The following is a 26,911-nucleotide window of genomic DNA, read 5'->3' on the forward strand; positions in this document are numbered from 1 at the left end:
GTGGGCGCCCGCGGGAGCGGGATGGCCAGTGTAGGCAGAACTGTCTACTGAACTCTGGCGGATTGACGCCCCTGAGCACATCAGTCACCTGACTGATGCGCCGCGCGGGTGGGCGTCGGAGGCTGTTGGGCAATTACCAAGGAGTGAATGCGATGACCACTGTTGCCGACCACATCATCGCCACGTTGCGGGCCAGCGGCGTCAGGCGGGTCTATGGGTTGCCCGGCGACAGTCTCAACGGGTTCACCGATGCGATCCGCCGGGCGGGTGGTTTCGGCTGGGAGCACGTGCGGCACGAGGAAGCAGCGGCGTTCGCCGCCGCGGCCGATGCTGCGGTGACCGGTCAGCTGGCAGTTTGCGTCGGCAGCGCCGGTCCGGGAAATCTGCACCTGATCAACGGCTTGTTCGATGCGCAGCGCAGCAGGGTGCCGGTACTGGCGATCGCCGCGCACATCCCCATGGCAGAAATCGGATCCGAGTACCACCAGGAAACCCATCCGCAGGAGCTGTTCCGCGAATGCAGTGTGTACTGCGAGATGGCCAGCACCCCGGAGTCGGCCCTGCGGATCTTGGAGATCGCCATGCGAACCGCGATCGAAGAGCAGGGCGTGGCAGTGGTGGTCATCCCCGGTGAGCTCTTTCTGCATCGGCTGCGTGATGTCGGCCCGGTCCGGCCGGTGCTGCCCAGCCAGTCGGTACTACGGCCATCGGCAGAATCGCTGCGCCGCGCCGCCGACATTCTGAACGCGGCAACCCGGGTCACCATCCTCGCCGGCGCGGGTGTGGCCGGCGCCCATGCGCAGTTGGTCGAGTTGGCGCGGACGTTGCAGGCGCCGATCGTGCATGCGTTGCGCGGCAAGGAGTTTGTCGAGTACGACAATCCGTACGACGTCGGGATGACGGGGCTGTTGGGTTTTGCCTCAGGCTATAAGGCCATCAAGGAAGCCGATGTGCTGTTGATGTTGGGTACTGATTTTCCGTACCGACAGTTCTACCCGGAAAATGCCACGGTCATTCAGGTCGATATCCGGGGAAGACACCTGGGGCGGCGCACAGATGTCCACCTGGGACTGGTCGGCGCGGTGGGCGACACCCTTCCCGCCTTGCAACCGCTGGTGGTTGCCAAGGCCGATCGCACGCATCTGGACCGTGCACTCGGCCACTACCGCCGCACCCGTGAGCGGCTTGATGCGCTGGCGGTCAACGACCGCGACCGTACCCCGATCCGCCCCGAATACGTTGCCGCACTGGTCGACCGCGTTGCTGCCGATGACGCCGTCTTCACGGCTGATGTGGGTTCGCCGGTGGTCTGGGCGGCCCGCTACCTGACGATGAACGGCCGACGCCGGCTCATCGGCTCCTTCAACCACGCCACCATGGCGTGCGCCTTGCCGCTGGCGATCGGTGCTCAGACCGCTTTGGGTGCTCGCCAGGTCGTCGCTCTGGCCGGTGACGGCGGCCTCACGATGCTGTTCGGCGAGCTGATCACGTTGGTACAGAACCGATTACCGGTCAAACTGGTGCTGTTCAACAACGCCTCGCTGAATTTCGTAGAGCTGGAAATGAAAGCCGCCGGGATCGTCAACTACGGCACCGGCCTGAACAATCCCGATTTCGCACGCGTCGCGGAAGCCATCGGACTGTTCGCCCGCCGGGTTGAGCATCCTGCAGATCTGGAGTCCGCACTCGCAGCGGCGTTCGCCCACGACGGACCTGCATTGGTCGATGTGGTCACCGCACGGCAGGAACTGACCATCCCGCCGACGATCACCGCCGAACAAGCGAAAGGTTTCTCCCTGTTCGCCATTCGCACCATTCTCGCGGGCCGCTCTGACGAGCTCCTCGACCTCGTCACCACCAATGTCGCCCGCCGGATCCTCGACTAGCCGTCAGTTACCGTAGTGGCCTACCCACCGCTTGCCCTGCTGCCCAGTGGAGGTGACCTCGATGAGAAATAGGGCCGTGCTCCAATGGATTCACCACAGGTATGAGCGCAGCGAGGACGTCCTTGCCGCGACCGTCATCGACACCTTTGATCGGTCTCCGTACCCGGCCGGAGCGATGATGGCTTTTGACCGAGCCGGGCTGTTCGAAGGCAGTGTGTCCTCGGGCTGCGTCGAAGCGGATCTCTATGAGCGTACCCGGGCCACGTTCAGCGAATGTCCGAGTACGATTGCCGAAATCGGTTGTCAAATAATCGATTTCGAGGCCAATCGCCCCGACGGCGATCCGTTTGCCCCGCCGGGCCCATGCCGCGGAACTCTCAGGGTGGCGGTGCACCCGGTGACACCACTGCATTTTCCGGAATTCGCTACCTTCATGCTCGCGCTGCAGGGTGGTCTGCCTGCGTGCACCTTCTTGAATCTGCGTACGGGGCAGACTTCGCTGACGCAGCCTGACGATTCGCCGGTGTTCTGCACGCACTACGTTCCGGCGCCGCGGATGTTGATCTTCGGCAGCAGTGACATTGCCACGGGGCTGGCGGTATTGGCCCGGCAGATGAACTACTCCGTGACCGTGTGTGATCCGCGGTCCGCATTCCTGCAAACGGAACGCTTTGCGCCCGCGGTGGAACTGGCTGTGGACCGGCCGGATCGCTACCTGCGCCAGGAACGAGATGCCAGCCGTATCAACGCGCAAACGGCGATCGTCGACCTGACGCATGACGACCGGTTCTCCATTCCGTTGCTTCTAGAGGCCCTGGATTCGCGGCGGTGGCGGGACAGCAGCCGGCCGAGATTCGTCGGGGCCCTCGGATCGAGGAGTCGCTCGGCACGTAAGCGTCATAGCCTGCGCGAAGCAGGATTACTGCCCGACGACGTGAACCGGCTGCAGGCGCCGATCGGCCTGGACCTTGGTAGCCCAGAAGCGCCGGACATTGCGTTGTCGATTGTCGCCCAGGTCGTCGCGGCTGCCAATGGAGGCAGCGGGTTACCCCACTGCACCGCAGACACGGCGGTCAGCAGTCAGTCGGTCGACTGATGACGAGCTACGTGGCGCACCGGACACTCGTCGGGGGACCAGGCGACCGATGAGGAGACGAGATGGCTGACCTGACAGGCAAAGTGGCGATTGTGACCGGTGGCGGGTCGGGAATCGGGGAGGCGTCCGCGGTAGCGATGGCACGAGCCGGCGCCGCGGTGGTCATCGGTGGCCGGGATGCGGGAAGGGCGGAGGGAGTCGTTGCGGCCATCCGGGGCGCAGGAGGCCGGGCGGTATTTCAGCGGACCGACGTGAGCCAACCTGCTCAGGTGAAGGCTTTGGTCGAGCGGACCGTCGATGAGTTCGGTCGTCTCGACATCGCCCACAACAACGCCGGTGCAGACGGCGAGCAGGTCCCGCTGCACGAGCAGGACATCGACGGGGCGTCGTTGCTCTTCGATGTGAACATCAAGGGGGTGTTCTACTGCATGAAGTACGAGATCGAGCAGATGCTGAAAACCGGTGGGGGAGCGATCGTCAACACGTCCTCGATCTTCGGCTTGAACGGCTATCCCGGCTGGTCCCTGTATACCGCAACCAAACACGCCGTCACCGGTATGACCAAGGCCGCGGCCCTGGACTACGCCACCCAGAACGTCCGGGTGAACGCGGTCGGCCCGGGGCCGGTCGAAACCGCGCTCTTGGCCAACGGTACCGGCGGCGACCCGCACAGCTATGCCGCGTTCGTGCCCATGGGGAGAATCGGGCAGCCCGCCGAAGTCGCCGATGCGGTGGTCTGGCTGCTGTCTGACGAAGCGCGTTACGTCACCGGCCACACGCTGCCGGTCGACGGTGGGGTCTGTTCGCAGTAAACCGTACGAGTCACGGCGTGATCATCGTCCGAGACACCGGTTCGGCGGCCTGTTGCCGGGCAGATAACCCGCGCTGCAGCCCGAGCAACAACGCGTTGCGGGTCTCCTCCGGCGAGATCAGCTCGTCGAATCCGAGACGCTCGGCGGATCGGATCGAGGCCTCCAACTCCATCTGCTTGAGCACCTCGCTGAAGTCCTCGCCCGCGTGTGAGGCCCGGCTCATGGCGGCTGCACTCATCGCGCCCATGGTCGCGCCGGGGTAGGCGAACGTGGCCACCTGATCGTCAAAACCCAACAGCGACATCACCATTGAACCGAAGCCGAACGCTTTGCGCAGTGTCACGTGCAGTTTCAGTGTGGTCGCTGCGGTCTGTGCGGCGAACATCCTTGCGCCGCTACGCAACACACCGCTGCGCTCTGATCGGCTACCGGGCAGCATTCCGGGGTTGTCGGCCAGGAACACGATCGGCAGGTGGAATGAGTCGGCGACCATGATGAAATGCGCTGCCTTGTCGGCGGCATCGGCGTCGATCGACCCGGCCAATACCTTGGGCTGGTTGGCCACCACCGCCACCGGATGCCCGCCGAGGTGGGCCAGCGCGCAGATGATGGCCGGCCCGAACTTGGGCTGTACCTCGAACCAGTCCGCGGAATCGAACACTACGTCCAGCACCGATCGCATGTCGTAGCCGCGTCGATTGTCCCGGGACACGATGTCGAGAAGTTCAGGGGTCGGCCGGGCGGCCGCGTCATCGGAACCCATGAGGTCCGGCGGGTATGACCATGCGCTGGAAGGGAAGTAGGACAGGTAATACCGAATGTCGTCGAGTACGGCGACGTCGCCGGCGGCGTGGTTGTGGATCACGCCGCTGGCCAGTGCGACGGCGGGGCCGCCCAGGTCTTCCTTCGTAATCTCCTCTCCGGTGGCCTCTTTCACCACCGGCGGCCCGGCGGTGAAGATGGCGCCCTTGCCGCTCATGATGGAGAAGTCGCACACCGGCGCGACCAACGCGCCGTGTCCGGCCGATGGGCCGAGCACCGCGGCGACGGTCGGGACTTTGCCCGAGCATCGGGCCTGGGCCAGCAGGTCGGTGGGGGTGCGCCCGTAGTGCCCGCCGCCGGGCCGAAAACCCGCACCTTCCAATAACATCACCAATGGCACCTTGGTGCGCAGCGCCAGTTCGGCGAGGCGGTAGCGTTTGGCGTTGCCGCCGGGCCCGATGCTACCGGCCAAGGTGGTGAAGTCTTCGGCGCCCAGCATCACGGGTCGTCCTTCGATGGTGCCTGAGCCTGCGACGATGCCGTCGGCCGCGACATCGCCGCCCACCAAAGTGCCGAATTCGCAGAATGATCCGGGGTCGAGCAGATGCTCGATGCGTCCGCGGGCGTCGAGCTTGCCGGTGGCGTGGTGCGTGTCCAGTCGCTCCGGTCCGCCCATGGCCCGCGAGTGGCGCCGCCGTGTGGTGAGGTCGTCGAGGGTGTGCTGCCAGCCCTGCGCATTGCTCATCGGTCGGTCCATCCCTCTCGCGCCGTTGACCCTACTGAATTGCTTACTGTAGCGTCTGCGGTCATGTCCGTCGGCACTGTGTCGAAGCTCAAGATCGACGGGGGCATCTTCGGCGATCTGCGAGGTGCCCCGCAGATCGCGCGGGATCTGGAGCGCGAGGGTTTCGACGGCTGCTGGACCGGCGAGATCAACCACGACCCGTTTCTGCCGCTGCTGCTGGCGGCCGAACACAGCCGGCACCTGCAGATCGGCACCAGCATCGCGGTGGCCTTTGCCCGCAGCCCGATGACCCTGGCCAATCTCGGCTGGGACCTGCAGGCATATTCACAGGGGCGATTCATCCTGGGCCTGGGTACCCAGATCCAGCCGCACATCGAGAAGCGCTTCAGCATGCCGTGGTCGCACCCGGTTCGGCGAATGCGCGAGTTCATCCTCGCGCTGCAAGCGATCTGGGATTGTTGGGGGCATGGCACCGAGCTGAGCTTCGACGGCGAGTTCTACACCCACCGCCTGATGACGCCGATGTTCACCCCCGAACCCCAGCCGCACGGCACTCCGCCGATCTTTGTCGCAGCCGTCGGGGAGCGGATGACCGAGATGTGCGGTGAGGTCGCCGACGGTCTGCTGGCACACGCCTTCACCACCCGCCGTTACCTGGACGAGGTCACCATCCCCACCTTGCAGCGCGGACTGCAGCGGTCGGGCCGCAACCGGGCAGACTTCACCGTGGCCTGTCCGGTGTTCGTCGTGACCGGTACCGATGAGGCGTCGATGGCCGGCGCCGCCACGGCAACCCGCAAACAGATCGCGTTCTACGCCTCGACCCCGGCCTACCGTCCGGTGCTGGAACTGCATGGTTGGGGGGATCTGCAGACCGAGCTGCGGCACCTGTCGCTGGACGGTCGATGGGACGAGATGGGCACCCGGATCGACGATGACGTGCTTGATGCGTTCGCCGTGGTGGCGCCGGCGGAGTCCTTGAGCGCCGCACTTCACGAGCGCTGCGCGGGGGCGATCGATCGCGTGATGCCGGCGTTCCCGTCCGGGCTCCCGCGGGGCGTCGTGACTGACGTCTTGGCCCGGTTACGCCAGTGAAGGGACACCCGTGAATACCCGCATCATCGATCAGGCCGCCAGCGTGCTGGCCACCCCGTCGGCGTACACAGATGAGCCGAAATTCCATGCCGCACTGGCACATCTGCGTGTCGCCGCGCCGGTGTCCTGGGTTGAGGTTCCTGGATATCAACCGTTCTGGGCGATCACCAAGCACTCCGACATCATGGACGTCGAACGGGCCAACACGTTGTTCAGCAACTCGCCCCGGCCGGTGCTGGTCACCGCCGAGGCCGACGAGGTGCAAGCCGACATGGGCATCAGCACGTTGATCCACATGGACGACCCCCAGCACCGCGTGGTGCGGGCCATCGGTGCCGACTGGTTCCGGCCGAAGGCCATGCGGGCCTTGGAGTTACGCGTCGACGAGTTGGCCAAGCGCTACGTGGACGAGATGGTGCGGGTCGGGCCGGAATGTGACTTCGCGCAACAGGTGTCGGTGAATTTCCCGTTGTACGTGATCATGTCGCTGCTCGGCGTCCCCGAGCAGGATTTCGCTTCGATGCTCAAATGGACCCAGGAACTGTTCGGCAGCGACGACGACGAGTACAAGCGCGGCGCCAACATGGAGGACAACGTCGCCACCATGATCGAGCTGTTCGGCTACTTCACCGAGTTGACGGCGTCGCGTCGGGCCACCCCGACCGCCGACCTGGCATCGGCGATCGCCAATGCAACCGTTGATGGACAACCGCTTTCGGACATCGAGACGGTGTCGTACTACATGATCGTCGCGGCGGCCGGACACGACACCTCCAGTGCGACCATCTCCGGTGGACTGCACGCGTTGATCGACAATCCCGATGAGTTGGCCCGGTTGCGTGCACATCCGGAGCTGATGCCGTCGGCCGTCGAGGAGATGATCCGATGGGTCACTCCGGTGAAGGCGTTCATGCGTACTGCGACCGCGGACACCATAGTGCGCGGCGTGCCGATCGCGGCCGGGGAGTCGGTACTGTTGTCCTACCCGTCGGGTAACCGCGACGAGGATCTGTTCGACGAGCCGTTCCGTTTCGACATCGGCCGAGATCCCAACAGACACGTGGCGTTCGGGTACGGGGTGCATTTCTGTCTGGGCGCGGCGCTGGCCCGAATGGAGATCAACAGTTTTTTCACCGAACTGATCCCGCGATTGGCAGCCATCGAATTGGCCGGCCGGCCCGAGTATGTCGCGACCACGTTCGTCGGTGGCCTCAAGCATCTCCCGATCAGGTACCGCGTCACCTCTTAGCGCGAGCAGACACAAATGTGCCCGACACGCCGGGAAATTGGGGACATATGCGTCTGCTCGCGGGACTAGCAGCAGCGCGGGTCGGCTGAGGACAGGCTGTACCGCAGCTTCCAGTAGTCGCGCTCGGAGAGCACCGGCTCGCCCGGGTGCGTGCGGCGTCGATGCTGCAGATACCGGTCGTAGTGGTTGTCGCCCATCAATGACCGGACGTACCAACCGATCTGCTGGGTCAGGAGGGCAAGGCGTCCCATTGGCGCTGCACCTCCTTCTCTGTGGCGGTCGGAATCAGCCCCCGCGGTGCAAACAGCTTGGATGGCAGCGGTTCATCCTCGGTGAGCGGCCTGCCGCCGCCGCGCGCGGCTCGGATGGCGGCGACCACACCGACCAGCACGACAGTCACCACCAGCACGGCGAACACGATAGACAGCGTGCCCTGAATGGCGGTATTGCGGATGACGGCGTCGATCTGTTCGGGCGTCTTGGCCGAGCCGAACGAGGTCTTACCCGCTGCCTTGGCCGCGGCGTACACCGAATACTGCTGCCAGTAGCCGATTTTGGGGTCGGCAGAAAATATCTTCTGCCACGACGCGGTCAGCGTCACCAGGGTGTCCCACAGCAAGGGCAGCGCAGGTATCCACGCCCACTTGAGCAACCCCTTCTTGATCACCACGACGGTCACCAACGTCAGTGCGATCGCCGCCAGCAGCTGATTGGCGATACCGAACAACGGGAACAGTGTGTTGATACCACCGAGCGGATCGGTGACACCCATCAGCAGGATGCTGCCCCAGCCGGCGACCACGAGCAGGCTGCATGCCCAAGCTCCGAGCTTCCAGCTCGGGTCGCGCAACTTCGCAAGGGGCCCACCGAGATTGCCCAACGCGTCGGACAGCATGAACCGGGCCACCCGGGTTCCGGCATCCACCGTGGTGAGGATGAACAGCGCCTCGAACATGATCGCGAAGTGGTACCAGAACGCCTTCATGCTGGTGCCGCCGAACACCTGATGCATCACCTCAGACATGCCCAGCGCCAGCGTCGGAGCACCGCCGGTGCGTGAGATGATCGAGTGCTCACCGACTTCGGTTGCGGCACTGGTGATCTGCTGTGCGGTGATGGGAACGCCGGACAAGCCGAGGCCGTTCGCGTAGGCCGCGGCGCTCGAGGCAGTGGTTCCGGTCGCTGCGGTCGGAGAGTTGAGCACGAAGTACAGGTGCTGATTGAGGATCGATGCGGTGATCAAGGCCATGATCGCGACGAACGACTCGGTCAGCATGCCGCCGTAACCGATCAGCCGCATCTGTCCTTCCTTCTCCAGCAGCTTCGGCGTAGTTCCCGATGAGATCAACGAATGGAAGCCGGACAGTGCCCCGCAAGCAATGGTGATGAACAGGAACGGGAACAGTGCTCCGGCGAACACCGGACCGTCGGCGCGGGTGGCGAACTGGGAGACCGCCGGTGCCTCCATGACCGGACGGGCGATCAGGATGCCGACCGCCAGCAGTGCGATGGTGCCCACCTTCATGAAGGTCGACAGGTAATCGCGCGGTGCCAGCAGCAGCCAGACCGGCAGCACCGACGCGGCTAAGCCATAGCCGATGATGCACCAAGTCAGCGTGACCTTGGACAGGGTGAACCATTCTGCGCCCCAAGGTGTTTGGGCCACCCAGCCGCCGCCGGCAACTGCGGCGAGCAGCAGCACGACGCCGATCAACGACACCTCCGATACCCGGCCCGGGCGCACGAACCGCAGATACAGGCCCATGAATATCGCGATCGGAATGGTCATGGAGATGGAGAAGACGCCCCACGGACTTTCGGCCAGGGCGTTGACCACCACCAGCGCCAGCACCGCGAGCAAGATCACCATGATGACCAGGACCGCGAGAATTGCTGCCGTGCCGCCGAACCCACCGAGTTCGTCGCGCACCATCTGGCCGAGCGACCGACCGCGCCGGCGCGTCGAGATGGCCAGCACCAAGTAGTCCTGCACGCAGCCGGCCACCACCGCGCCGACGATGATCCAGATGGTGCCGGGCAGGTAGCCCATCTGGGTGGCCAGCACCGGCCCAACCAACGGCCCGGCGCCGGCGATGGCGGCGAAGTGATGGCCGAACAGCACCCGCCGGTCGGTGGGCAGGTAGTCGGTGCCGTTCTCGAAGATCTCCGCCGGGGTGGCGTGGTCGTCGCGCGGCCGGACGATCTTCATCTCGATGAGCCGGGCGTAGAACCGGTACCCGACGACATAGGAGCAGATCGCCGCGATGACGAACCACACCGCGTTTACGCTCTCGCCGCGGGCGAAGGCGATGACCGCCCACGCGGCCGCACCCAGCACCGCGATGATTCCGAATATCACCCGGTGCCGCACGGTGATGGACGAGCGGTCGATGATCGCGACGGGCGGCAGATCCGGATCGGTGCGGACATACGCGATGTCACCGTCGGTCGATTCCAGACTGCCGGTTGTGGTGGCCATGGGCCCATCCTGTCATCGCTGCTGGCGGTGCGAGAGCGAACACACGGGTAATGCTCAGCGCTCGTACAGAGAACGCACCGTGTCGATGGTGTCGGCTTCGTCCGGTCGCTTGTCGTTGCGATAGCGCCGCACCCTGGCGAACCGCAGGGCCATACCGCCCGGGTAGCGCGATGAGCCCTGAATGCCGTCGAACGCGATTTCTACGACCTGCTCTGGGCGCACTTGCACCACGCCGCCGGCGGTGCCGGCAATCCGGCTGTAGCCGTCTGTCGGACCGTCCGCGAGCTCGGTGAAGCGCTGGGTCTGCCAGTCCAGCATCTCGTCGGTCATTCCTTTGAATGTCTTGCCCAGCATCACGTATCCGCCGGTTTCCGGGTCCCGGGCACCCAGGTGGATGTTCGACAGCTTGCCGGTGCGCCGCCCCGAACCCCATTCGACGGCGAGCACCACCAGATCCAGTGTGTGGACCGGCTTCACCTTGAGCCAGCCCGCCCCGCGGCGACCCGCCTCGTATCGCGCGGCCGGGTTCTTGACCATCACGCCTTCGTGGCCGGCGGCCAGTGTTTCGTCGAGGAAGCGTTGGGCTGCAGCCGGATCGGCCGTCATCGTGCGTTGCACCTGCAGGTGCTCGGGCACCACTTCGCCCAGTGCTGCGAAGCGTTCAGTGGCCGGTAGGTCCAGCAGATCGGCGCCGTCGCGGTGCAGCACGTCGAAGAAGAATACCGACAGCGGTTGGGTCTGCTCGGCTCCGTGTTTGGCAACCCGGGCGGCGGTGACCTGGAACCGGTGCGGCCGGCCGTCGGGGCGCAGAGCGATGGCCTCGGCGTCGGCGATCAGGTCGGTGACAGGCAGATCCAACACGGCGTCCACCACGTCAGGAACCCGGGACGTGATGTCCTCCAGGCTGCGGGTGTACACCGACACCGCGCTACCGTGGCGATGGATCTGCACCCGGACGCCGTCCAGCTTCGTCTCGAATATCGCAGTGCCGCCGATCTTTTCCAGGGCGTCACTGACGGTGACCGCGGTCTGCGCGAGCATCGGACCCACCGGCCGTCCGACGGTCAGGGTGAAGCGCGCCAGGCCCCCTGCGCCGTCGGATATCGCCGCGGCGGCCACGGTGGCGAGGTTGCCGCTCAGCATGGCTGCGCGTTGTACGTCCGGGGTGGGCAGGTTCGCCGCACGTGCAACCGCGTCGGTCATCACCCCACCCAGTGCGCCCTGGCGCAGTTCGCCGCCGAGCAACCGGTGCAGAAAGGTCTGCTCGGCTGCGGTGGCCGCGCCGAACACCGTGTGCAGCAGCTGTGCGCGTTTGGCTACCGAGCCGGGGCCGTTGACCGCCTTGATCGCGGACAGCGCACCGTCGACGTCGGTGACCGTCAGCACCGCATGGTCGGCAGACGGGGGGAGCGACCGCAACGCCGCCCAGCCCACGCCGATCTGCCGTTGCGGTAATTCACCGGAGAGCCAGTCGACGACGACGGCGATGATGGCCGGATCCGCGGTCGCGGTGAGTAACTCCGCGATCCGTTTGATCTTCGCGGACCGGGCCGCAGCCGAGCTCACCTCGGCAGAGGCCAGCGCGACGTCGGCGAGCATCATGAGCTCAGCGTGTCATGCGGGTCCGACAACATTCAGCAGATCGGCCAGCGCCGCCGCCTCGGCTCCAAGTTGTTCGACGCGGTCATGATGCCCGGCGGCAAGCAATGTCATTGCGGCGCTGTGACGTTCGTCGATCTCGGTCTGGATCAGTGCGCGAATCTCAACGTCGGTCAGGCTCCGTCGCGTCACTTCGGCGGCGCCCAGCCCGCTGGCGCTGTCGGCGATGGCTCCGGCTTTGGGCACGATGATGTCCGGTGTTTCGGCGTTGTCGATCGCGCTGAGCGCGGACCGCAGCGCAGCTGTGCGCACGGTGGCGCGCGCCTTGCGGGCGATGAGCAGTTGGTCACGCAGGGTCGTACGCCACCGGACGGCGGGTTGGGTCATCCCGACGACCGTAGTGGTGTGGCCGGGGTTCGTCATTTGACTTTTTCGGTACCGCCGAGCAGAGGCGCGGCCGTCGAAGTGTTGTGGTGTCCCGCCCAGTGTCGTACGGTCAACCTACTTGATTAGCTGTTCTAGAAGAATTTGCCTACGCTCCACGCCTGTCGAGGGTCGCTGAAAGGGTCACGGTTGCAGAGGGTTTCGATCGGGCGCCGACTGAGCCGACGCTGGATGCTGCTGGTGGCGGCGGTGGTCATTGCGCTGGCCGGATTCACTGTGTACCGCCTGCATGGCATCTTTGCCTCACACGACGTCACCTCCACACCCAGCGGCTCGGGCAACGACATCGTGCCGTTCAACCCGAAGCATGTGGTCTTGGAAGTCTTCGGCCCACCCGGCACGGTGGCAACCATCACCTATCTGGACGTCAACGCCCAACCTCAGCGCGTCGATGGTGCCAAGCTGCCCTGGTCCTACGACACGACAACGACTCAGCCGGCGGTCTTCGTCAACGTTCAGGCGCAGGGGGACAGCGACTCGATCGGCTGCCGGATCAAGATTGACGATGTGGTCAAGGACGAGAAAACGGTGCACACCTTGAACGCCTACACCTCCTGCCTGGACAAGTCCGGATGAGCAGCCACCGGATTCCAGACCTCATCCGGCGGCTGTCGGTGGTGATCGCGCTGTTCTGGCTGGCCCTGGCAGTGGTGACCAATGTCTTCGTGCCGCAGCTGGAGACGGTTGCCGAAGCACACAACGTCTCGCTGAGCCCTCACGACGCACCATCACTGCAGGCCAGCAAACGCATCGGCAAGGTTTTCCAGGAGTTCGACTCCGACAGTTCGGCGATGATCGTGCTCGAGGGGGACAAGCCGCTCGGTGCCGACGCACACCACTATTACGACGGCCTGGTGCAGAAGCTTCTCGGTGACACCAAGCACGTCGAACACATCGACAACTTCTGGGGCGATCCGCTGACTGCGGCCGGCTCGCAGAGTGCAGACGGCAAGGCCGCGCTGGTGCAGGTGTACCTCGCCGGCAACCAGGGCGAGTCGCTGGCCAATGAATCGGTCGACGCGGTGCGTAACATCGTCGACCACACTCCGCCACCTCCGGGCATACGGGCCTATGTCACAGGGGCTGCACCCCTGGTCACCGATCAGTTCGAGGTGGGCCGCCACGGCACGCTGAAGACCACCCTGATCACCCTCGGGGTGATCGCGCTGATGCTGTTCTCGCTCTATCGCCGGCTGACCACGGTGCTGTTCGTGATCTTCACCGTGATGATCGAGTTGACGGCATCCCGCGGTGTCGTCGCCGTGCTGGCGAATGCCGGGATCATCCAGCTGTCGACGTACTCGACCAACCTGCTGACGCTCTTGGTCATCGCCGCCGGCACCGACTATGCGATCTTCCTGCTCGGCCGCTTCCACGAAGCGCGCTATGAGGGGCAGGACCGGGTCTCGGCATTCAACACGATGTACCACGGGACCGCGCACATCATCCTGGGATCGGGCTTGACGATTGCCGGTGCGGTGATGTGTCTGACCTTCACCCGGCTCCCGTACTTCCAGACCCTGGGTGTCCCTGCCGGTGCGGGCGTCCTGGTCGCCGTGGTGGCGGCACTGACCCTGGCGCCGGCGCTGCTGTGCATCGGCCGGCACTTCGGCCTTTTCGAACCCGTACGCCGGCTGCAGACGCAGGGCTGGCGGCGCATCGGCACCGCGATCGTGCGCTGGCCCGGGCCTATTTTGGCGGTGACGGTCGCCATTGCCCTCATCGGTCTGCTCGCACTACCGGCATACAAGACGAGTTATGACGCTCGGCCCTACATGCCCGCCAGCGCACCGGCCAATGTCGGTTATGCCGCCGCGGAACGGCATTTCTCGCAGGCGCGGCTCAATCCCGAGCTGCTGATGATCGAAGCCGACCACGATCTGCGCAATTCAACCGACATGATCCTGCTGGAACGTGTCGCCAAGGCGGTCTTCCACACTGACGGCATCGCCCAGGTGCAAGCGATAACCCGACCGCTGGGCACGCCGCTGGACCACACGTCGATACCGTTCCAGATCAGTGCGGGCAACTCATCTCAGATCAACAACTTGCCGTTTCAGCAGGCGCGCGGTGCCGATCTGCTCAAACAGGTCGACGTGATCAACAACTCGATCAACATTCTGCGGCAGCAGTATGCGTTGCAACAGCAGTCCGGGGCGATCACCGATGAGCAGGCCAAGGCGTTCCAGCAGACGGTTGCGACAGCGAACGACCTGCGCGACAAGATAGCCAACTTCGATGACTTCTTCCGGCCGCTGCGCAACTACTTCTATTGGGAGCCACATTGTTTCGATATCCCGGCCTGCGCCGCTTTGCGGTCGGTATTCGATGCACTGGACGGCATCGATGCGCTGGCCGATGAATTGGGCAACGTCTCGGGCAGCATCACCAAGCTGGACGAATTGCAGCCGAAGCTGTTGGCGCTGATCCCGCCGCAGATCGCCACGCAGCAGAAGAATCGCGATCTGACGCTGACGAACTACGCCACCACCTCGGGTATCAACGATCAGACCGCCGCGGCACTACAGAATGCCACCGCGCTGGGCCAGGCCTACGACGCCTCGAAAACCGATGACTCCTTCTATCTGCCGCCAGAGGCATTCACGAACCCCGAATTCCTGCGCGGGATGAAGCTTTTCATGTCGCCGGACGGGAAAGCTGCCCGGATGATCATCACTCACGACGGCGATCCCGCTACGCCTGAAGGTATTTCGCACATCGACGCCATCAGGCACGCCGCGCAGGGAGCGGTCAAGGGCACGCCGCTGGCGGGATCCAAGATCTATCTCGCGGGCACGGCGGCCACCTACAAGGACATTCAGGACGGCGCCAAATACGACCTCATGATCGCCGGCGTCGCCGCACTCAGTCTGATTCTGCTGGTGATGATGTTCATCACCCGAAGTATTGTCGCGGCGGTCGTCATCGTCGGCACCGTGGCGCTGTCGTTGGGCGCCTCGTTCGGGCTTTCGGTGCTGATTTGGCAGGACCTTCTCGGTATCCAGTTGTTCTGGATCGTGTTGGCATTGGCCGTGATCCTGCTGCTGGCGGTCGGCTCGGACTACAACCTGCTGCTCATCTCCCGATTCAAGGAGGAGATAGGCGCAGGCTTGAACACCGGCATCATCCGGGCGATGGCCGGGTCCGGCGCGGTGGTTACCGCAGCCGGCCTGGTGTTCGCGGCCACCATGGCCTCGTTCGTCTTCGCCGATCTGCGGATCCTCGGTCAGATCGGCACGACGATCGCGCTCGGTCTGCTCTTCGACACACTGATCGTGCGTTCGTTCATGACCCCGGCAATCGCAGCCCTGCTCGGCCGATGGTTCTGGTGGCCGCTACGGGTACGGCCCCGCCCCGCAAGCCAAATGCTGCAACCCTATGGATCACGCGCAGCGGTTCGACAGCTCCTGTTGTGGGAAGACGGTGACCCCGTCTCCGGGGTGTCGACACACTCTGGTTCATGACGACCGGGGCCGCCGAAGATGTTCGGCAGCGGCCAGTTTCATAGCGGGGGGCAGATCAGACAGTGAGCCCGTCAGCTGTTTCGGGCTCCGTCACCGGCACGTCCTGCAGGTTCTTCTTCAGCCGTGCGACCCGGCGGAGCTGCGCGGCGATGTTCATGGAAGTCAACATGGGGATCCCGCCGATGAACGTGCGGAAGGAGGGGTTCCCGCCGTGCACGTGCAACTCGAACAGGCACCCGACCACGTAGAAGAATCCCATGCTGAAAAGCACCGCGGGCATGGCATACGCCAGCGGTGATCGAGCATCGGTCACCAGTTCGGTCGCATACTCGAATTCGTCCCGGGACAGCGGTTCGCGCTTGCGCACCTTGACGAGAATCGCTTTGTGGGCGCCCACTTTTTCACCCAGTACAGCGGGTGTCCGCTTCTCCAGCCGACCGATGTACACAAACACGCAAGTGGCGAAAGCGGTTGCCATCGCACCGGCGAGGATGGTGAGCTCACCCCACAGGCCGATATCTGTCATGGGCGCTCCTTTGCTTCCGACCAAATGTCGCAACATGTTTCAACTGACAGGGCCGCGCTGGCGGCTGGTGAGGAACTGAGGAAAACGCTACCTGATCTGCGGGCGCCGCGACATGACATCGCGTTCGGGCGTTCAGGCGGCCACGCTGAAGGACACCGAATGCCAGCCACTTGCGCCGTCAGGCATCACATCGGCCTGCTGGGATGTCTGCACTGCTCCGGTGCCATCGGTGGCGCGCACGGTGATCAGATGCGGGCCGGTGTCCTGCGCGTGCCACGGCACGCTCCACAGTCGCCAGGTGTCGTTGGAGTAGTTCGCACCGAGTTGGGCGGCTTGCCATTGTCCGGTACCGCCAGGAGTGTCGATTCGTACCTCGACCGCGCGGACCCCGCGGTGCTGGGCCCACGCGACACCGCCGAAGGTCACCGGTCCTCGAGGTATCTGGGCGCCGTCGCGGGGTACGTCGACGCGGGACTCGGTCTTGATCGGGCCACGTTCCGCCCAGCCCAATCGAGTCCAATATGCCTGCGCTCGATCAAATCTGGTCACGTCGAGGTCGACGAGCCATTTGGTGGCCGACACGTAGCCGTACAGGCCCGGCACCACCAACCGGGCCGGGTAGCCGTGTTCGGTGGGCAGCGGTTCGCCGTTCATCGCCACCGCGAGCAACGAATCCCGGTCATCGGTGAGGGCCTCGATCGGGGTGCCTGCGGTGAAGCCGTCCACGGATCGGGACAGCACCATGTCGGCGTCGGCGTGTGGACCCGCATGAGCCAGCAGGTCTCGCACGCGATAGCCGGTCCAGGTGGCGTTCGATATCAGGTTGCCGCCCACCGGATTTGACACGCAGGTCAGCGTTACCACCTTGTCGACCGCCTCGAACTGCGCCAGATCCTCGAAGCGGTAGGTGATTTCGCGGTCGACCATGCCGTGGATCCGTAGCCGCCAGTCCTGGCGGTCCAATTGGGGAACGCTCAGGGCGGTGTCGATCCGGTAGAAGTCGGCGGTGGGCGTGATGAACGGCGCCAGCTCCACGCCGGCTGGTTGCACGGTCGCCGGGACGGGAGCGGCGGACATCTTGGGCACCGGCGGGGCGAAGGCGTTGCGGTCACCGGCCACCGATGACGTCACGCGGCTGAGTATCGCGCCGGCCACTCCGGATGCCGTTCCGACCGCCAGGAAGCCGACAGTGGTCAGGGTTCGACGCCGACCGAGGTCGGTGTCGGTGCCGGGACTGGCGTCGGCACGCCGACCGAGTCGCTCGGAAACCAGCAGACGCAGCACGGTGATGCCGGCGACCGCTCCGAGGAGCGTGGGGATGACGTCGACCGGGCGGGCGCCGCTGCGGGTCAGCACCGCCGCACCGGCCACGACGCCGGCCAGGCCGATCGCGACGCTGCCGGCCAGCACTGCCTCGAATTGTGCTGTCAGCGTTGCGATCACCGCGATGACCACGAGCACCGATATCGAGAGAAACAGCTTGTCGTTGGTGCCGAAATTCTGGATCGCCCACTCTTTGACCGGACCGGGGGTGAGATCGATGATCGCTGACCCCACCGCGGTGCGCGCATCCGCGTGCGGTCCGAACGGTACCGCCACCAGGGTGGCCACGCCGAGGGCGATGGCCGCGGCCGCCAGTCCGCGCAGACGCAGGCTCGGGTCGCGTTGACGTGCCACATGGCCACGGTACTGCGCAGCCGGTCGGAAAGGTCTGACGAAAGTGTGACATCAGCTAAGTTGGGTTTACAGTTTTTGGACCTTTTGGAAAGGCGACCATATGGAGATCGCAGGTAAGAAGGCCGTCGTCGTGGGCGGCGCATCCGGATTCGGCAAGGCCACCGCGGAGCTGTTGGCCAAGCGCGGCGCCGCGCTTGCGATCCTGGACCGGCCGCAGTCCGACGGCAAGGCCGTGGCCGCGGAGATCGGAGGCTCGTTCTACGAGGTCGACATCACGGACTTCCCCGGCACCGAGACGGTGCTACAGCAGGCCATCGACGACCTGGGTGCGTTGCACGTCATCGTGACCACTGCCGGTGGCGGTATCGGCGAGCGCACCGTGAAGAAGGACGGGCCGCACAGCCTGGAGTCCTTCCAGAAGACCATTGATCTGAACCTGGTCGGCTCGTTCAACATCAGCCGGCTGGCCGCGTGGCAGATGAGCAAACAGGAACCGGTCGACGCCGACGCGGAGGAGCGCGGCGTCATCATCAACACCGCATCGATTGCGGCGTTCGAGGGGCAGATCGGTCAGATCGCCTACACCGCGTCGAAGGCCGGTATCGCCGGTATGTGCCTGACCATGGCCCGTGATCTGGGCAGTCTGGGTATCCGGGTGCTCGCCATCGCGCCGAGCCTGTTCGCCACCGGGCTCACCAAGGGCATCCCCGACGAGTTCGCGGCCGCGCTGACCAAGGATGCGGCCTTCCCGAAGCGACTGGGCAAGCCCGAAGAATATGCCAAGCTGGTCGCCGCGATCGTCGACAACCCGATGCTCAACGGTCAGTGCCTGCGACTGGATGCGGGTCAGCGCTTCGCTCCCAAGTAATAGAGTGGCTTGGGCGCGTCGCGTCATGCCGAGCGAGACCAGACGCGCCCACATCACTGATACGGGAGGCGCTTGTGGTCACTGTCGCTACTCAGATCATCTCCGCGTTGGCGCGCAACGGAATACAGCGAATTTACGGACTACCGGGCGATAGTCTCAACGGCTTCACCGATGCGATCCGGCGCTCCGACGAGATCTCCTGGCAGCACGTCCGTCACGAGGAGACCGCAGCCTTCGCTGCGGCCGCCGACGCCGCGCTGACCGGTGACCTGGCGGTGTGTGCGGGCAGCTGTGGGCCCGGCAACCTGCACCTGATCAACGGCCTGTTCGACGCCCAGCGCAGTCGGGTCCCGGTGCTGGCGATCGCCGCCCACATCCCGCGCGCCGAGATCGGCTCGGACTATTTCCAGGAGACTCATCCGCAGGACCTGTTCGCCGAATGCAGCGTCTACTGCGAACTGGTGAGCACGCCGGAGATGGCGCCCCGGATCATCGCGATGGCGATGCGGGCCGCGGTCGAGGAGAACGGCGTCGCCGTGGTCGTGGTGCCCGGTGAGATCTTCCTGGCGCGCGGCACCGATTCTGGTTGGCTGGAACAGTCTTTGGTCGCGACGCATTCGGTGATCCGGCCTGACGACGCGTCGCTGCGCCGAGCCGCCGACATCCTCAACGTCGCCGAGAACGTCACCATCCTGGCCGGAGCCGGTGTCGAGGGCGCGCACGACGAGGTGGTGCGACTTGCGGCCACACTCAACGCGCCGATCGTGCATGCGTTGCGCGGCAAGGAATTCATCGAGTACGACAACCCATACGACGTCGGCATGACGGGTCTGCTCGGATTCCCGTCCGGCTACAAGGCCATCAAGGAAGCCGACACCTTGCTGATGCTCGGCACCGACTTCCCCTATCAGCAGTTTTATCCCGACCACGCCCGCGTCATCCAGGTCGACATCCGGGGCCGCAACCTCGGGCGGCGTACCCCGTTGGAGCTCGGCCTCGTCGGCACCGTCCTCGACACGGTGACCGCGTTGCAGCCACTGATTCGACCGAAGGTCGCCCGGGAGCATCTCGACCGCTCGTTGCGGCACTACCGCAAGACCCGCGCCTCGCTCGACGCACTTGCGGTCAATGATCGGGACCGCAGCCCGATCCGGCCGGAATATGTTGCGGGACTCGTGGATCGGATTGCCGCCGACGACGCGGTGTTCACCGTCGATGTGGGCTCGCCGGTGGTCTGGGCGGCCCGGTACCTCACCATGAACGGCCGTCGCCGGCTGGTCGGCTCGTTCAATCACGGCACCATGGCCTGCGCACTGCCGCACTCCATCGGTGCCCAAACGGCATTCCCGGGTCGACAGGTGGTCGCCCTGGCCGGCGACGGTGGGCTGACGATGCTGTTCGGTGAGCTGATCACGTTGGTGCAGAACCGCTTACCGGTCAAGCTGGTGGTGTTCAACAACTCGTCGCTGAACTTCGTGGAGCTCGAGATGAAGGCGGCCGGCATCGTCAACTACGGCACCGATCTGATCAACCCGAACTTCGCGACGGTGGCGCAGGCGATGGGCATCTTCGGCCGCCGCGTCGAACAGCCCGCCGAGCTGGCAGTCGCGCTGTCGGAGGCCTTCGCCCACGACGGTCCGGCGGTTGTCGATGTCGTCACCGCGCGCCAGGAACTGTCGATTCCTCCGGCCATCACCGCCGAGCAGGCAAAAGGCTTCTCGCTGTACGCGATTCGCACCATCATGGCCGGCCGTGCAGACGAATTGCTCGATCTGGTGACCACGAACGTCGCCCGGCGTCTGCTGGATTGACCCGATCCGATGACCACCATTCCCGAGCGCGCACAGCCGACGTTGTCCGACCATGACCGCGATGCCGTGTCGGCCTGGGTCCGTGCCGAGGGTCTGGGGACGGAGATCACCGACGTCGAGCCACTGACCGGCGGCACCCAGAACATTGTGGTGCGGCTACGGATCGACGGGCGCGCTGTGGTGCTGCGCCGACCTCCGCTGCACCCGCGGCCCACCAGTGACAAGACCATGCAGCGCGAGATCGCGGTATTGCGGACCCTGGCCGGTACGGGGGTGCCACACCCCGAGTTCATCGCCGGTTGTGAGGATCTGAGCGTCCTCGGTGTCGTCTTCTATTTGATGGCCGAGGTGGACGGTTTCAACCCGGGCGAGGAGTTATCTCCGGCGTATGCCGCCGACGCGGGGCTGCGTCACGATGTCGGGCCATCCTACGCGGCCAGCCTGGCGCAATTGGGCAGCGTGGCCTGGGAGGGCAGCCCGCTGGCGGTGATCCGGAAGCCGGGATCCTTTGTAGCGCGCCAGGTTCCACAGTTCGTCGGGCTATTGGGCAGCTACCGGCACGAGCACTACGACCCGGCTTCACTCGATGGCGTCGCCGAACTTGCGTCCTGGCTTGCCGAGCACCAGCCGCCCGACGGCGAGCCTGGAATCATGCACGGCGACTGTCACCTCAACAACGTGCTGCTGTGCCGTGATCGGCCGGCGCTGGCGGCGTTTGTGGACTGGGAGATGTGCACCATCGGCGACCCGCTGCTGGACCTGGGGTGGATGCTGGTGTGCTGGCCCACTCCGCCCAACAGCATCGTGGTGGGATCGGCGCTGGCGGAGGCCGGGGGACTGGCCTCGCGTGCCGAATTGCTCGAGGCCTATCTGGCGGCCGGCGGACGGCGGACCGATCATCTGGATTGGTACATCGCGATGGCCTGCTTCAAGTTGGGCATCGTCATCGAGGGCACCTGGTCGAGATTCCTGGCGGGACTGGCCGACCGGGAAGCCGGGGAGAAACTGCATGCCTCGGCGGCGTCGCTGATCGCACTGGGTGTCCGTGTTGCCAAGGGAGACAATCCCTTCAGCTAACTTACGGCAGATCGGGACCACCCGTGAGACGATCGTGCGGTGCGGTTGGGATTGCATGCGCTGGGAATAGGCTCCGGTGCAGATCGTGCGGTGATCGACGCGGTAGCGTCCGCGGCCGACGAGTGCGGCTTCAGCACGCTCTGGGCGGGTGAACACGTGGTGATGGTGGACCGATCGGCCTCCCGATATCCGTACTCCGGCGACGGGCTGATTGCGGTTCCGGCGCAGGCGGATTGGCTCGATCCGATGATCGCGCTGAGCTTCGCTGCGGCGGCCTCGTCCCGGATCGGCGTGGCGACCGGCGTGCTCCTGCTGCCCGAGCACAACCCGGTTGCAGTGGCCAAGCGGGCGGCCAGCCTGGACCGACTCAGCGGTGGTCGGCTGACGCTCGGGGTCGGCGTCGGTTGGTCCCGGGAGGAGTTCGCCGCGCTGGGAGTGCCATTCGAATGTCGGGGCGCCCGAACCGCTGAGTATATCGCGGCGATGCGGACGGTGTGGCGTGATGACGTGGCGTCGTTCAACGGCACCTTCGTGGGTTTCGATGCCATCCGGGTGAATCCCAAACCGGTTCGTGATCGGCGCATTCCGATTGTGGTCGGGGGCAACAGTGATGCGGCGCTGCGCCGGGTCGCTGCCTGGGCGGACGGCTGGTACGCATTCAACCTCGACGGGGTGGCGCAGGTGCGCGAGAGGCTTGGCCGACTCGATCGGTTGTGCGCCGACGCGAGCCGGCGGCGCAGGGAACTGCGGATTGCCGTCGCGTTGGTGAACCCTCAGCCCGGCGACCTGGGTGCACTGGCGGAGTTGGCTGTCGATGAACTCGTGCTCGTGCAGGCCCCTCCGGATGACGCTGCGGTAGCCGCTGACTGGGTCCGCGCACTGGCTGACCACTGGATGCCGCGACTCTGATGGCCGCCATGCCTACCGGTAGGCGTCGACCCCCAGTTTGATCGCCAGCGCCAGACCGGCCACTGCGATCGCGAGCCTCAGCGGTGTCGCCGGAGCGTGGCGGACCACCGCCGGCCCCAGCCGTGAGCCGACCAGGCAGCCCGCACCCAGCGGTACCACGGCCAGCCAATTCACCGGTGCGAACGCGATGAAGCCCACTGCCGCAACACCATTGGCAGCTCCCAGGAGAACATTCTTGGCGGCGTTCGCGTGCGCCAGCGACCGGCTGCCGGTGTGCAGGAACAGCGCCAGCATCACCACACCGGCGGCCGCGCCGAAGAAGCCGCCGTACAGGCAGATGGCGAACAGGGCCGCGCCGACCCAGAATTCGCGGAAGCGCATGCCGTCTGTCGACCGGCGTCGCGGAACGGCGATAGTCACTGCCGAGAGTCCGAGCAGCACCGGTACCAGCGCCTCGAAGCCCTTGGCGGGAATGGTCAACAGCAGTGTCGCTCCGGCTGCACCACCGGCGGCGGCAATCGGCAACATGCGTCGTAGCCAGGGGCCCATGCCATCGAGTTCGGGTAGTGAACCCCAGACCGAGCCGATGGTGTTGAAGGTCAGGGCGACGGTATTGGTGACGTTGGCCGCCACGGGCGGCAGGCCGACCAGGAGCAGAGCAGGATAGGTCGCCACCGAGGCCAGGCCCGCAATACTGCCCGTCAGGCCACCGGCGATACCTGCAGCGACCAGAAGTAGCGCATGCTGCCAGCTCATCGCGGCAAACCCTACCCAAGGCGGCGATCTGAGTGTGTTCGGTACCGGTCAGCGATACCGAACACACCGAGATTGCCTATTTGCGGCGGACCAGGGCGTCGACCGGCTCGGGTGCGCCATCGCGATCCCGGACCACCCGGTGGGCGATGAACCCGATGACGGTGATGGCCGCGATGAAGATGATCGCGAAGTACTGCAGGAACCACGAGCCGCCGGCCGGGTCGTAGACCTCCTCGCGCGGCCAGCCGATGTTGATCACCAGCAGGCCGCCCATCACCACGGCGATCAGATTGACCGGCACGCCCCACTTGCCGAGGTCCATCACGGGTTTGCCGTGCGACAGCTTGGTGCCGCGCAACCGGTGGATCAGTGCCGGCAGCGTCACCATCAGGTAGGCGATGTACACGATCACCACGGACACCGAGGCGATGGCGGCGAACACGCTGGCCTGACCGATGTTCAACAACAGCACGCCGATGGCCAAGGCGCTGACCGAGATACCGGTGAGCACCGGGGTGCCGGTGCGCTTGTTGACCTTGGCCAGAGCCTTGCCGAACGGCAGCCTGTTGTCGCGGGCCATCGAGAACATCACCCGCGACGCCGATGCCTGGATGGCCAGCGTGGCCGAAAACATTGCCACCGCAACCAATCCCAGAAGGATCTTGCCCAGCGGTGTGCTCAGCTGGCTCTGGATCACCCATGCGATACCGCCGGTGCCCAGGTCGTTGCCCGGGGTGGATGACGGGTCGAAAGTCGGTGCGGCCATAAGTGCGGCCAGGATCATCAGCCCACCGCCGACGAACGACACCAGCAGCGCGTTGACGATGGCCTTCGGCGCCGTCTTGCGGGGGTCTCGGGTCTCCTCGGAAAGTTCAGCGGCACTGTCGAATCCGTACATCACATAGGCGGCCATCAGCATCGAGGCCAGGAATGCGCCGACATAACCAAGCCCGTGCCCGTGGCTGCCGTCGTTGGCGACGGCGGTGGCGGGGCTGCGCTGGGCGTGCAGGAACATTGCGCCGACGATCAACACCACACCGATGATCTCGAGTGTCACTCCGGTGACGGTGATCCGGCCCATCAATCGAACGCCGGCCGCGCTGATGACGGTGCACAACACGATGGTGATCGAGCCCAGGATGATGCCGTTGGTGGCGCCGTCGACCGACATGGGGTCGGTGTTGGTGCCGATCAACTGGAATCCGCTCCAGATCGGGGGCAGCACTGTCTGCATGGCGATGGCCAGCGCCGCGACGGACACGATGTAGCCGATCAGCATGAACCAGCCGGCGAACCATCCGACCGTCTCACCGGCCAGTCGTCGGGACCATTGGTATATGGCACCGGCGACCGGGAACTTGCCGGACAATTCGGCGAACACCAGGCACACGCAGAACTGGCACAGGAACACGATCGGCCAGGTCCAGGCGAATGCCGGCCCGCCGAGCGAGAAGCCCAGTGGGAAGAAGGCGAACACCGTGGTCAGGATCGAGACGAAGGAGAAGCCCGAGGCGAATGCGGCGTACGACCCGATGCCGCGATGCAGCTCCTGCGTGTAGCCGAGTTCCTCGAGCGTCGCTGCGTCTTCGCGCGAGGAAACCGAATTGTTGGCGCTCATGCGGTTCTCCTAGAACAAGCGGGAATAACTATCATGCGATAGAAATACCGGTACTTCTTGTTGCTGGGATTGCCGGTTTGTGACAACTGTGTGACGTGATGCTTTGGAGGTAAAAATCATGTGCATGTCCTCCTCAGAAGCCATCGACGGCATCGATGGTGCAGTTCGTGCCATCGAGACTGCCACCGACGACGTCACTTTGCGGGCCGGAATCGACGACGGCCTGGCGGCCGCCCGGGCCGCGGTGCGCAATCAGATGCCGGCCGTCGACGCGGCGGCCGGGTGGTCGAGGGTACTGCGCAGCGGCGTGGCCGCCGCGGTCAGGTTGACGGCGGTCGACCTGTCGTGGTCGTGGTTCGTTTCGGGCAGCGTCGCGCGTGGGGAGGCGGTGGCCGGGTCCGACGTCGAGACCCTCATTCTCTTGGGTGATGACGTGGACCGCACGGATGTGGCGGTCAAGGCAGCCGATGTCCACGAACTCCTGGAGCGCGCTGGAGTGCGGGCGGACGCCAATGGCGTGCTGGCCAGTCGGCCGCGGTTCTGTCGCACCGGCGGCGAATGGGCCGACGGGATCGCCCGCTGGACCGCCGACCCACGGCAGGATCGCGGCGTGGTGATGACCGGCGTGCTGGCGGACTCTCGCGCCGTGCACCTGGGGGCGCATGGAGTGACCGAGGATCTGCTGCGAGCAGAGGTGGTCCATGCCGCCAGGACGAACTACCCCGCACGACAGTTCATGTTGCAAGACGCCACCACCTTGCGTGCGACGTTGCCATCACGGCTGCGGCTGCTGACCAGCCAGTCCGACACCGTCGATATCAAACTAGCCGCGCTCGACCCAGTGGTGAAGATGGCGCGGTGGGCGGCGCTGTCGGCGGGGTCGACGGCAGTGTCGACGTTGCGCCGGCTGGATGACGCCGGTGCCGCGAATATTCTTGATGCCGAGGATGTTTCGAGCCTTCATGAGTGCTTCACCTGGCTGGTGCGATTCCGGTGGACGTCGCGTTCCGATGGAGACTCGGTAGTGCTGTCGCAGTTGGCGCCGCAGGAAAGGACCACCTTGCGTAGTGTCGCGCGGGAGGTCGCCGGGCTGAGTCGCAAACTGACGTACCTCGCATCGACCTCGGCCTTCCGCTGATGGCCGCGGACCCGTACGCGGTGGTGCTGCAAGTGCATCGTGCCGTCGAGCAGACGGTGATCGCGCACCGGATCGAGGGTTGGGATCCGAAACCCGATGACATTGCGGCGCTGAACGCGCTGGCCGCCGGCGACCTGCGCTTCGGTGACTATCTGGCCGCGCAATGTCGGGCCTACCCGCCGCCCTCGGGCCGGGTCCGCAGGAGGCTCTTGCGCCGCGCGGTGCCCTACCTGATTCCGGGAACGACGGTGCTGCGCAACAGTTTCGGACTGCGTGATGGCCGACAGCTGGCGGCACTGGAATATGCGGTGACCGCCGGCCGGATGGTGCGGTGGCACCGCGATCAATTGGTGCTGTCGCATCGGGAGCGGTCCGTGACCGAGTCCGGTGTCGACGTTCAGGTGTTGCACCGGGAGCTGTTCGGCGACGTCTACACCTGGGCGGGCGAATTTCGGAGCGTCGACATCCGCCGCGGTGAGTCGGCTTTCAGCTGGGCGTCGGACATCTCCGCCGGCATCGACGAAATCCATTACAGTGCAAAGGGATTGGTCAATACCGGGCGCGGCCTGGACAATCCGAGGCTGGCCTGGGAACTGGCCCGGATCTACGTCCGATACAACCGGATCCATCCATTCCGGGAGGGTAACGGCCGCACTGGGATGCTGTTTTTGCACGCCTTGACCGCCAAATGCGGCCGCCGATTGGACCTGTCCGGCGTGACCCGAGCGGACTGGTACGAAGCCGCCAGGGACAGCATGCCGTCGCGGCGCGAGGGAACCCCGAGTCACCGGCCGTTCCTGTGGCTGTTGAACAAGGCCGTGAAATCGCCTTGACCGGAGCGCAGATCAGCCGCTAGCCTTCCCGATCGTGCATCACATTCTCGTAGTAGCCAGCACCCAC

General features: G+C 65.3%; 22 protein-coding genes. 13 read left to right on the forward strand and 9 right to left on the reverse strand.

The window, feature by feature from the left end:
- Positions 1-152: 152 nt before the first annotated feature.
- The 3 genes from poxB (ABIA30_RS00350) to ABIA30_RS00360 all read left to right on the forward strand — a co-directional run bounded on the left by poxB (ABIA30_RS00350) (position 153) and on the right by ABIA30_RS00360 (position 3,794).
- Positions 153-1,886 (forward strand): ubiquinone-dependent pyruvate dehydrogenase, encoded by a 1,734-nt coding sequence (poxB, locus tag ABIA30_RS00350; protein WP_370061026.1) that lies wholly within the window; start codon positions 153-155, stop codon positions 1,884-1,886.
- Positions 1,887-1,947: 61 nt separating this feature from the next.
- Positions 1,948-2,982, forward strand: a complete 1,035-nt coding sequence (locus ABIA30_RS00355; protein WP_370061028.1) for an XdhC family protein — start codon at positions 1,948-1,950, stop codon at positions 2,980-2,982.
- Between the two features lie 62 nt (positions 2,983-3,044).
- Positions 3,045-3,794, forward strand: a complete 750-nt coding sequence (locus ABIA30_RS00360) for a glucose 1-dehydrogenase (RefSeq protein WP_370061030.1) — start codon at positions 3,045-3,047, stop codon at positions 3,792-3,794.
- Positions 3,795-3,804: 10 nt separating this feature from the next.
- On the opposite strand, the gene ABIA30_RS00365 is transcribed toward ABIA30_RS00360, so the two are convergent.
- Positions 3,805-5,301 (reverse strand): acyl-CoA carboxylase subunit beta, encoded by a 1,497-nt coding sequence (locus tag ABIA30_RS00365; RefSeq protein ID WP_370061032.1) that lies wholly within the window; start codon positions 5,299-5,301, stop codon positions 3,805-3,807.
- Positions 5,302-5,364: 63 nt separating this feature from the next.
- Between ABIA30_RS00365 and ABIA30_RS00370 the strand changes: the two genes are divergently transcribed.
- The gene (locus tag ABIA30_RS00370) at positions 5,365-6,396 is read left to right on the forward strand and encodes an LLM class F420-dependent oxidoreductase (protein ID WP_370061034.1); all 1,032 of its coding nucleotides are present in this window, start codon (positions 5,365-5,367) and stop codon (positions 6,394-6,396) included.
- A gap of 25 nt (positions 6,397-6,421) precedes the next feature.
- Positions 6,422-7,645: a cytochrome P450 gene (locus tag ABIA30_RS00375; protein WP_370063179.1), complete on the forward strand. Its 1,224-nt coding sequence runs from the start codon at positions 6,422-6,424 to the stop codon at positions 7,643-7,645.
- A 65-nt stretch (positions 7,646-7,710) separates the two neighbouring features.
- Here the strand turns inward: ABIA30_RS00375 and ABIA30_RS00380 are convergent, their stop codons facing one another.
- Genes ABIA30_RS00380 through ABIA30_RS00395 form a run of 4 tightly spaced genes read right to left on the reverse strand, consistent with a single transcriptional unit; the run spans position 7,711 to position 12,110 of the window.
- Complete coding sequence (locus ABIA30_RS00380) at positions 7,711-7,896, reverse strand: YbdD/YjiX family protein (RefSeq protein ID WP_370061036.1); 186 nt, start codon at positions 7,894-7,896, stop codon at positions 7,711-7,713.
- Positions 7,875-10,124 (reverse strand): carbon starvation CstA family protein, encoded by a 2,250-nt coding sequence (locus tag ABIA30_RS00385; protein WP_370061038.1) that lies wholly within the window; start codon positions 10,122-10,124, stop codon positions 7,875-7,877. The genes ABIA30_RS00380 and ABIA30_RS00385 overlap by 22 nt, the downstream gene beginning before the upstream one ends.
- 54 nt (positions 10,125-10,178) lie before the next feature.
- Positions 10,179-11,726 carry an ATP-dependent DNA ligase gene (locus tag ABIA30_RS00390; protein ID WP_370061039.1) on the reverse strand — a complete coding sequence of 516 codons (1,548 nt, stop codon included), beginning with the start codon at positions 11,724-11,726 and terminating at the stop codon, positions 10,179-10,181.
- A 12-nt stretch (positions 11,727-11,738) separates the two neighbouring features.
- Positions 11,739-12,110, reverse strand: a complete 372-nt coding sequence (locus tag ABIA30_RS00395) for a GatB/YqeY (protein ID WP_370061041.1) — start codon at positions 12,108-12,110, stop codon at positions 11,739-11,741.
- A 186-nt stretch (positions 12,111-12,296) separates the two neighbouring features.
- Here ABIA30_RS00395 and ABIA30_RS00400 point away from each other — a divergent pair, with 186 nt between their 5' ends.
- Positions 12,297-12,743 carry an MmpS family protein gene (locus ABIA30_RS00400; RefSeq protein WP_370061043.1) on the forward strand — a complete coding sequence of 149 codons (447 nt, stop codon included), beginning with the start codon at positions 12,297-12,299 and terminating at the stop codon, positions 12,741-12,743.
- Entirely contained in the window at positions 12,740-15,631 is a 2,892-nt protein-coding gene (locus tag ABIA30_RS00405; RefSeq protein WP_370061045.1) for an RND family transporter, read from the forward strand. The genes ABIA30_RS00400 and ABIA30_RS00405 overlap by 4 nt, the downstream gene beginning before the upstream one ends.
- A 55-nt stretch (positions 15,632-15,686) precedes the next feature.
- Here ABIA30_RS00405 and ABIA30_RS00410 read toward each other — a convergent pair whose 3' ends face one another.
- Both ABIA30_RS00410 and ABIA30_RS00415 read right to left on the reverse strand, forming a co-directional pair.
- Positions 15,687-16,157 (reverse strand): hypothetical protein, encoded by a 471-nt coding sequence (locus ABIA30_RS00410; protein ID WP_370061047.1) that lies wholly within the window; start codon positions 16,155-16,157, stop codon positions 15,687-15,689.
- Between the two features lie 132 nt (positions 16,158-16,289).
- The gene (locus ABIA30_RS00415) at positions 16,290-17,834 is read right to left on the reverse strand and encodes a molybdopterin-dependent oxidoreductase (protein ID WP_370061048.1); all 1,545 of its coding nucleotides are present in this window, start codon (positions 17,832-17,834) and stop codon (positions 16,290-16,292) included.
- 100 nt (positions 17,835-17,934) lie between these two features.
- Between ABIA30_RS00415 and ABIA30_RS00420 the strand changes: the two genes are divergently transcribed.
- The 4 genes from ABIA30_RS00420 (at position 17,935) to ABIA30_RS00435 (ending at position 22,499) form a co-directional block, all read left to right on the forward strand.
- Positions 17,935-18,702 (forward strand): SDR family NAD(P)-dependent oxidoreductase, encoded by a 768-nt coding sequence (locus ABIA30_RS00420; protein ID WP_370061050.1) that lies wholly within the window; start codon positions 17,935-17,937, stop codon positions 18,700-18,702.
- A 74-nt stretch (positions 18,703-18,776) separates the two neighbouring features.
- Positions 18,777-20,513, forward strand: a complete 1,737-nt coding sequence (gene poxB, locus ABIA30_RS00425) for a ubiquinone-dependent pyruvate dehydrogenase (protein ID WP_370061052.1) — start codon at positions 18,777-18,779, stop codon at positions 20,511-20,513.
- A 9-nt stretch (positions 20,514-20,522) separates the two neighbouring features.
- A complete protein-coding gene (locus ABIA30_RS00430) occupies positions 20,523-21,590 on the forward strand; it encodes a phosphotransferase family protein (RefSeq protein ID WP_370061054.1) in 1,068 nt (355 codons plus the stop codon).
- Between the two features lie 39 nt (positions 21,591-21,629).
- Positions 21,630-22,499, forward strand: coding sequence for an LLM class F420-dependent oxidoreductase (locus tag ABIA30_RS00435; RefSeq protein ID WP_370061056.1), 870 nt, complete (start codon positions 21,630-21,632; stop codon positions 22,497-22,499).
- A gap of 12 nt (positions 22,500-22,511) precedes the next feature.
- Here ABIA30_RS00435 and ABIA30_RS00440 read toward each other — a convergent pair whose 3' ends face one another.
- Both ABIA30_RS00440 and ABIA30_RS00445 read right to left on the reverse strand, forming a co-directional pair.
- Positions 22,512-23,255 carry a sulfite exporter TauE/SafE family protein gene (locus tag ABIA30_RS00440; protein ID WP_370061058.1) on the reverse strand — a complete coding sequence of 248 codons (744 nt, stop codon included), beginning with the start codon at positions 23,253-23,255 and terminating at the stop codon, positions 22,512-22,514.
- Positions 23,256-23,331: 76 nt separating this feature from the next.
- A complete protein-coding gene (locus tag ABIA30_RS00445; RefSeq protein WP_370061059.1) occupies positions 23,332-24,873 on the reverse strand; it encodes an amino acid permease in 1,542 nt (513 codons plus the stop codon).
- A 124-nt stretch (positions 24,874-24,997) separates the two neighbouring features.
- On the opposite strand from ABIA30_RS00445, the gene ABIA30_RS00450 reads away from it, so the two are divergent.
- On the forward strand, positions 24,998-26,011 hold the full coding sequence (locus tag ABIA30_RS00450; RefSeq protein WP_370061061.1) for a putative nucleotidyltransferase substrate binding domain-containing protein: 1,014 nt from the start codon (positions 24,998-25,000) through the stop codon (positions 26,009-26,011).
- On the forward strand, positions 26,011-26,844 hold the full coding sequence (locus ABIA30_RS00455) for a Fic family protein (RefSeq protein WP_370061063.1): 834 nt from the start codon (positions 26,011-26,013) through the stop codon (positions 26,842-26,844). Before ABIA30_RS00450 ends, ABIA30_RS00455 begins: the two co-directional genes overlap by 1 nt.
- The last annotated feature ends 67 nt before the right edge of the window (positions 26,845-26,911 follow it).

The sequence above is a fragment of the Mycobacterium sp. MAA66 genome, from assembly GCF_041261665.1.
Lineage (GTDB): Bacteria > Actinomycetota > Actinomycetes > Mycobacteriales > Mycobacteriaceae > Mycobacterium.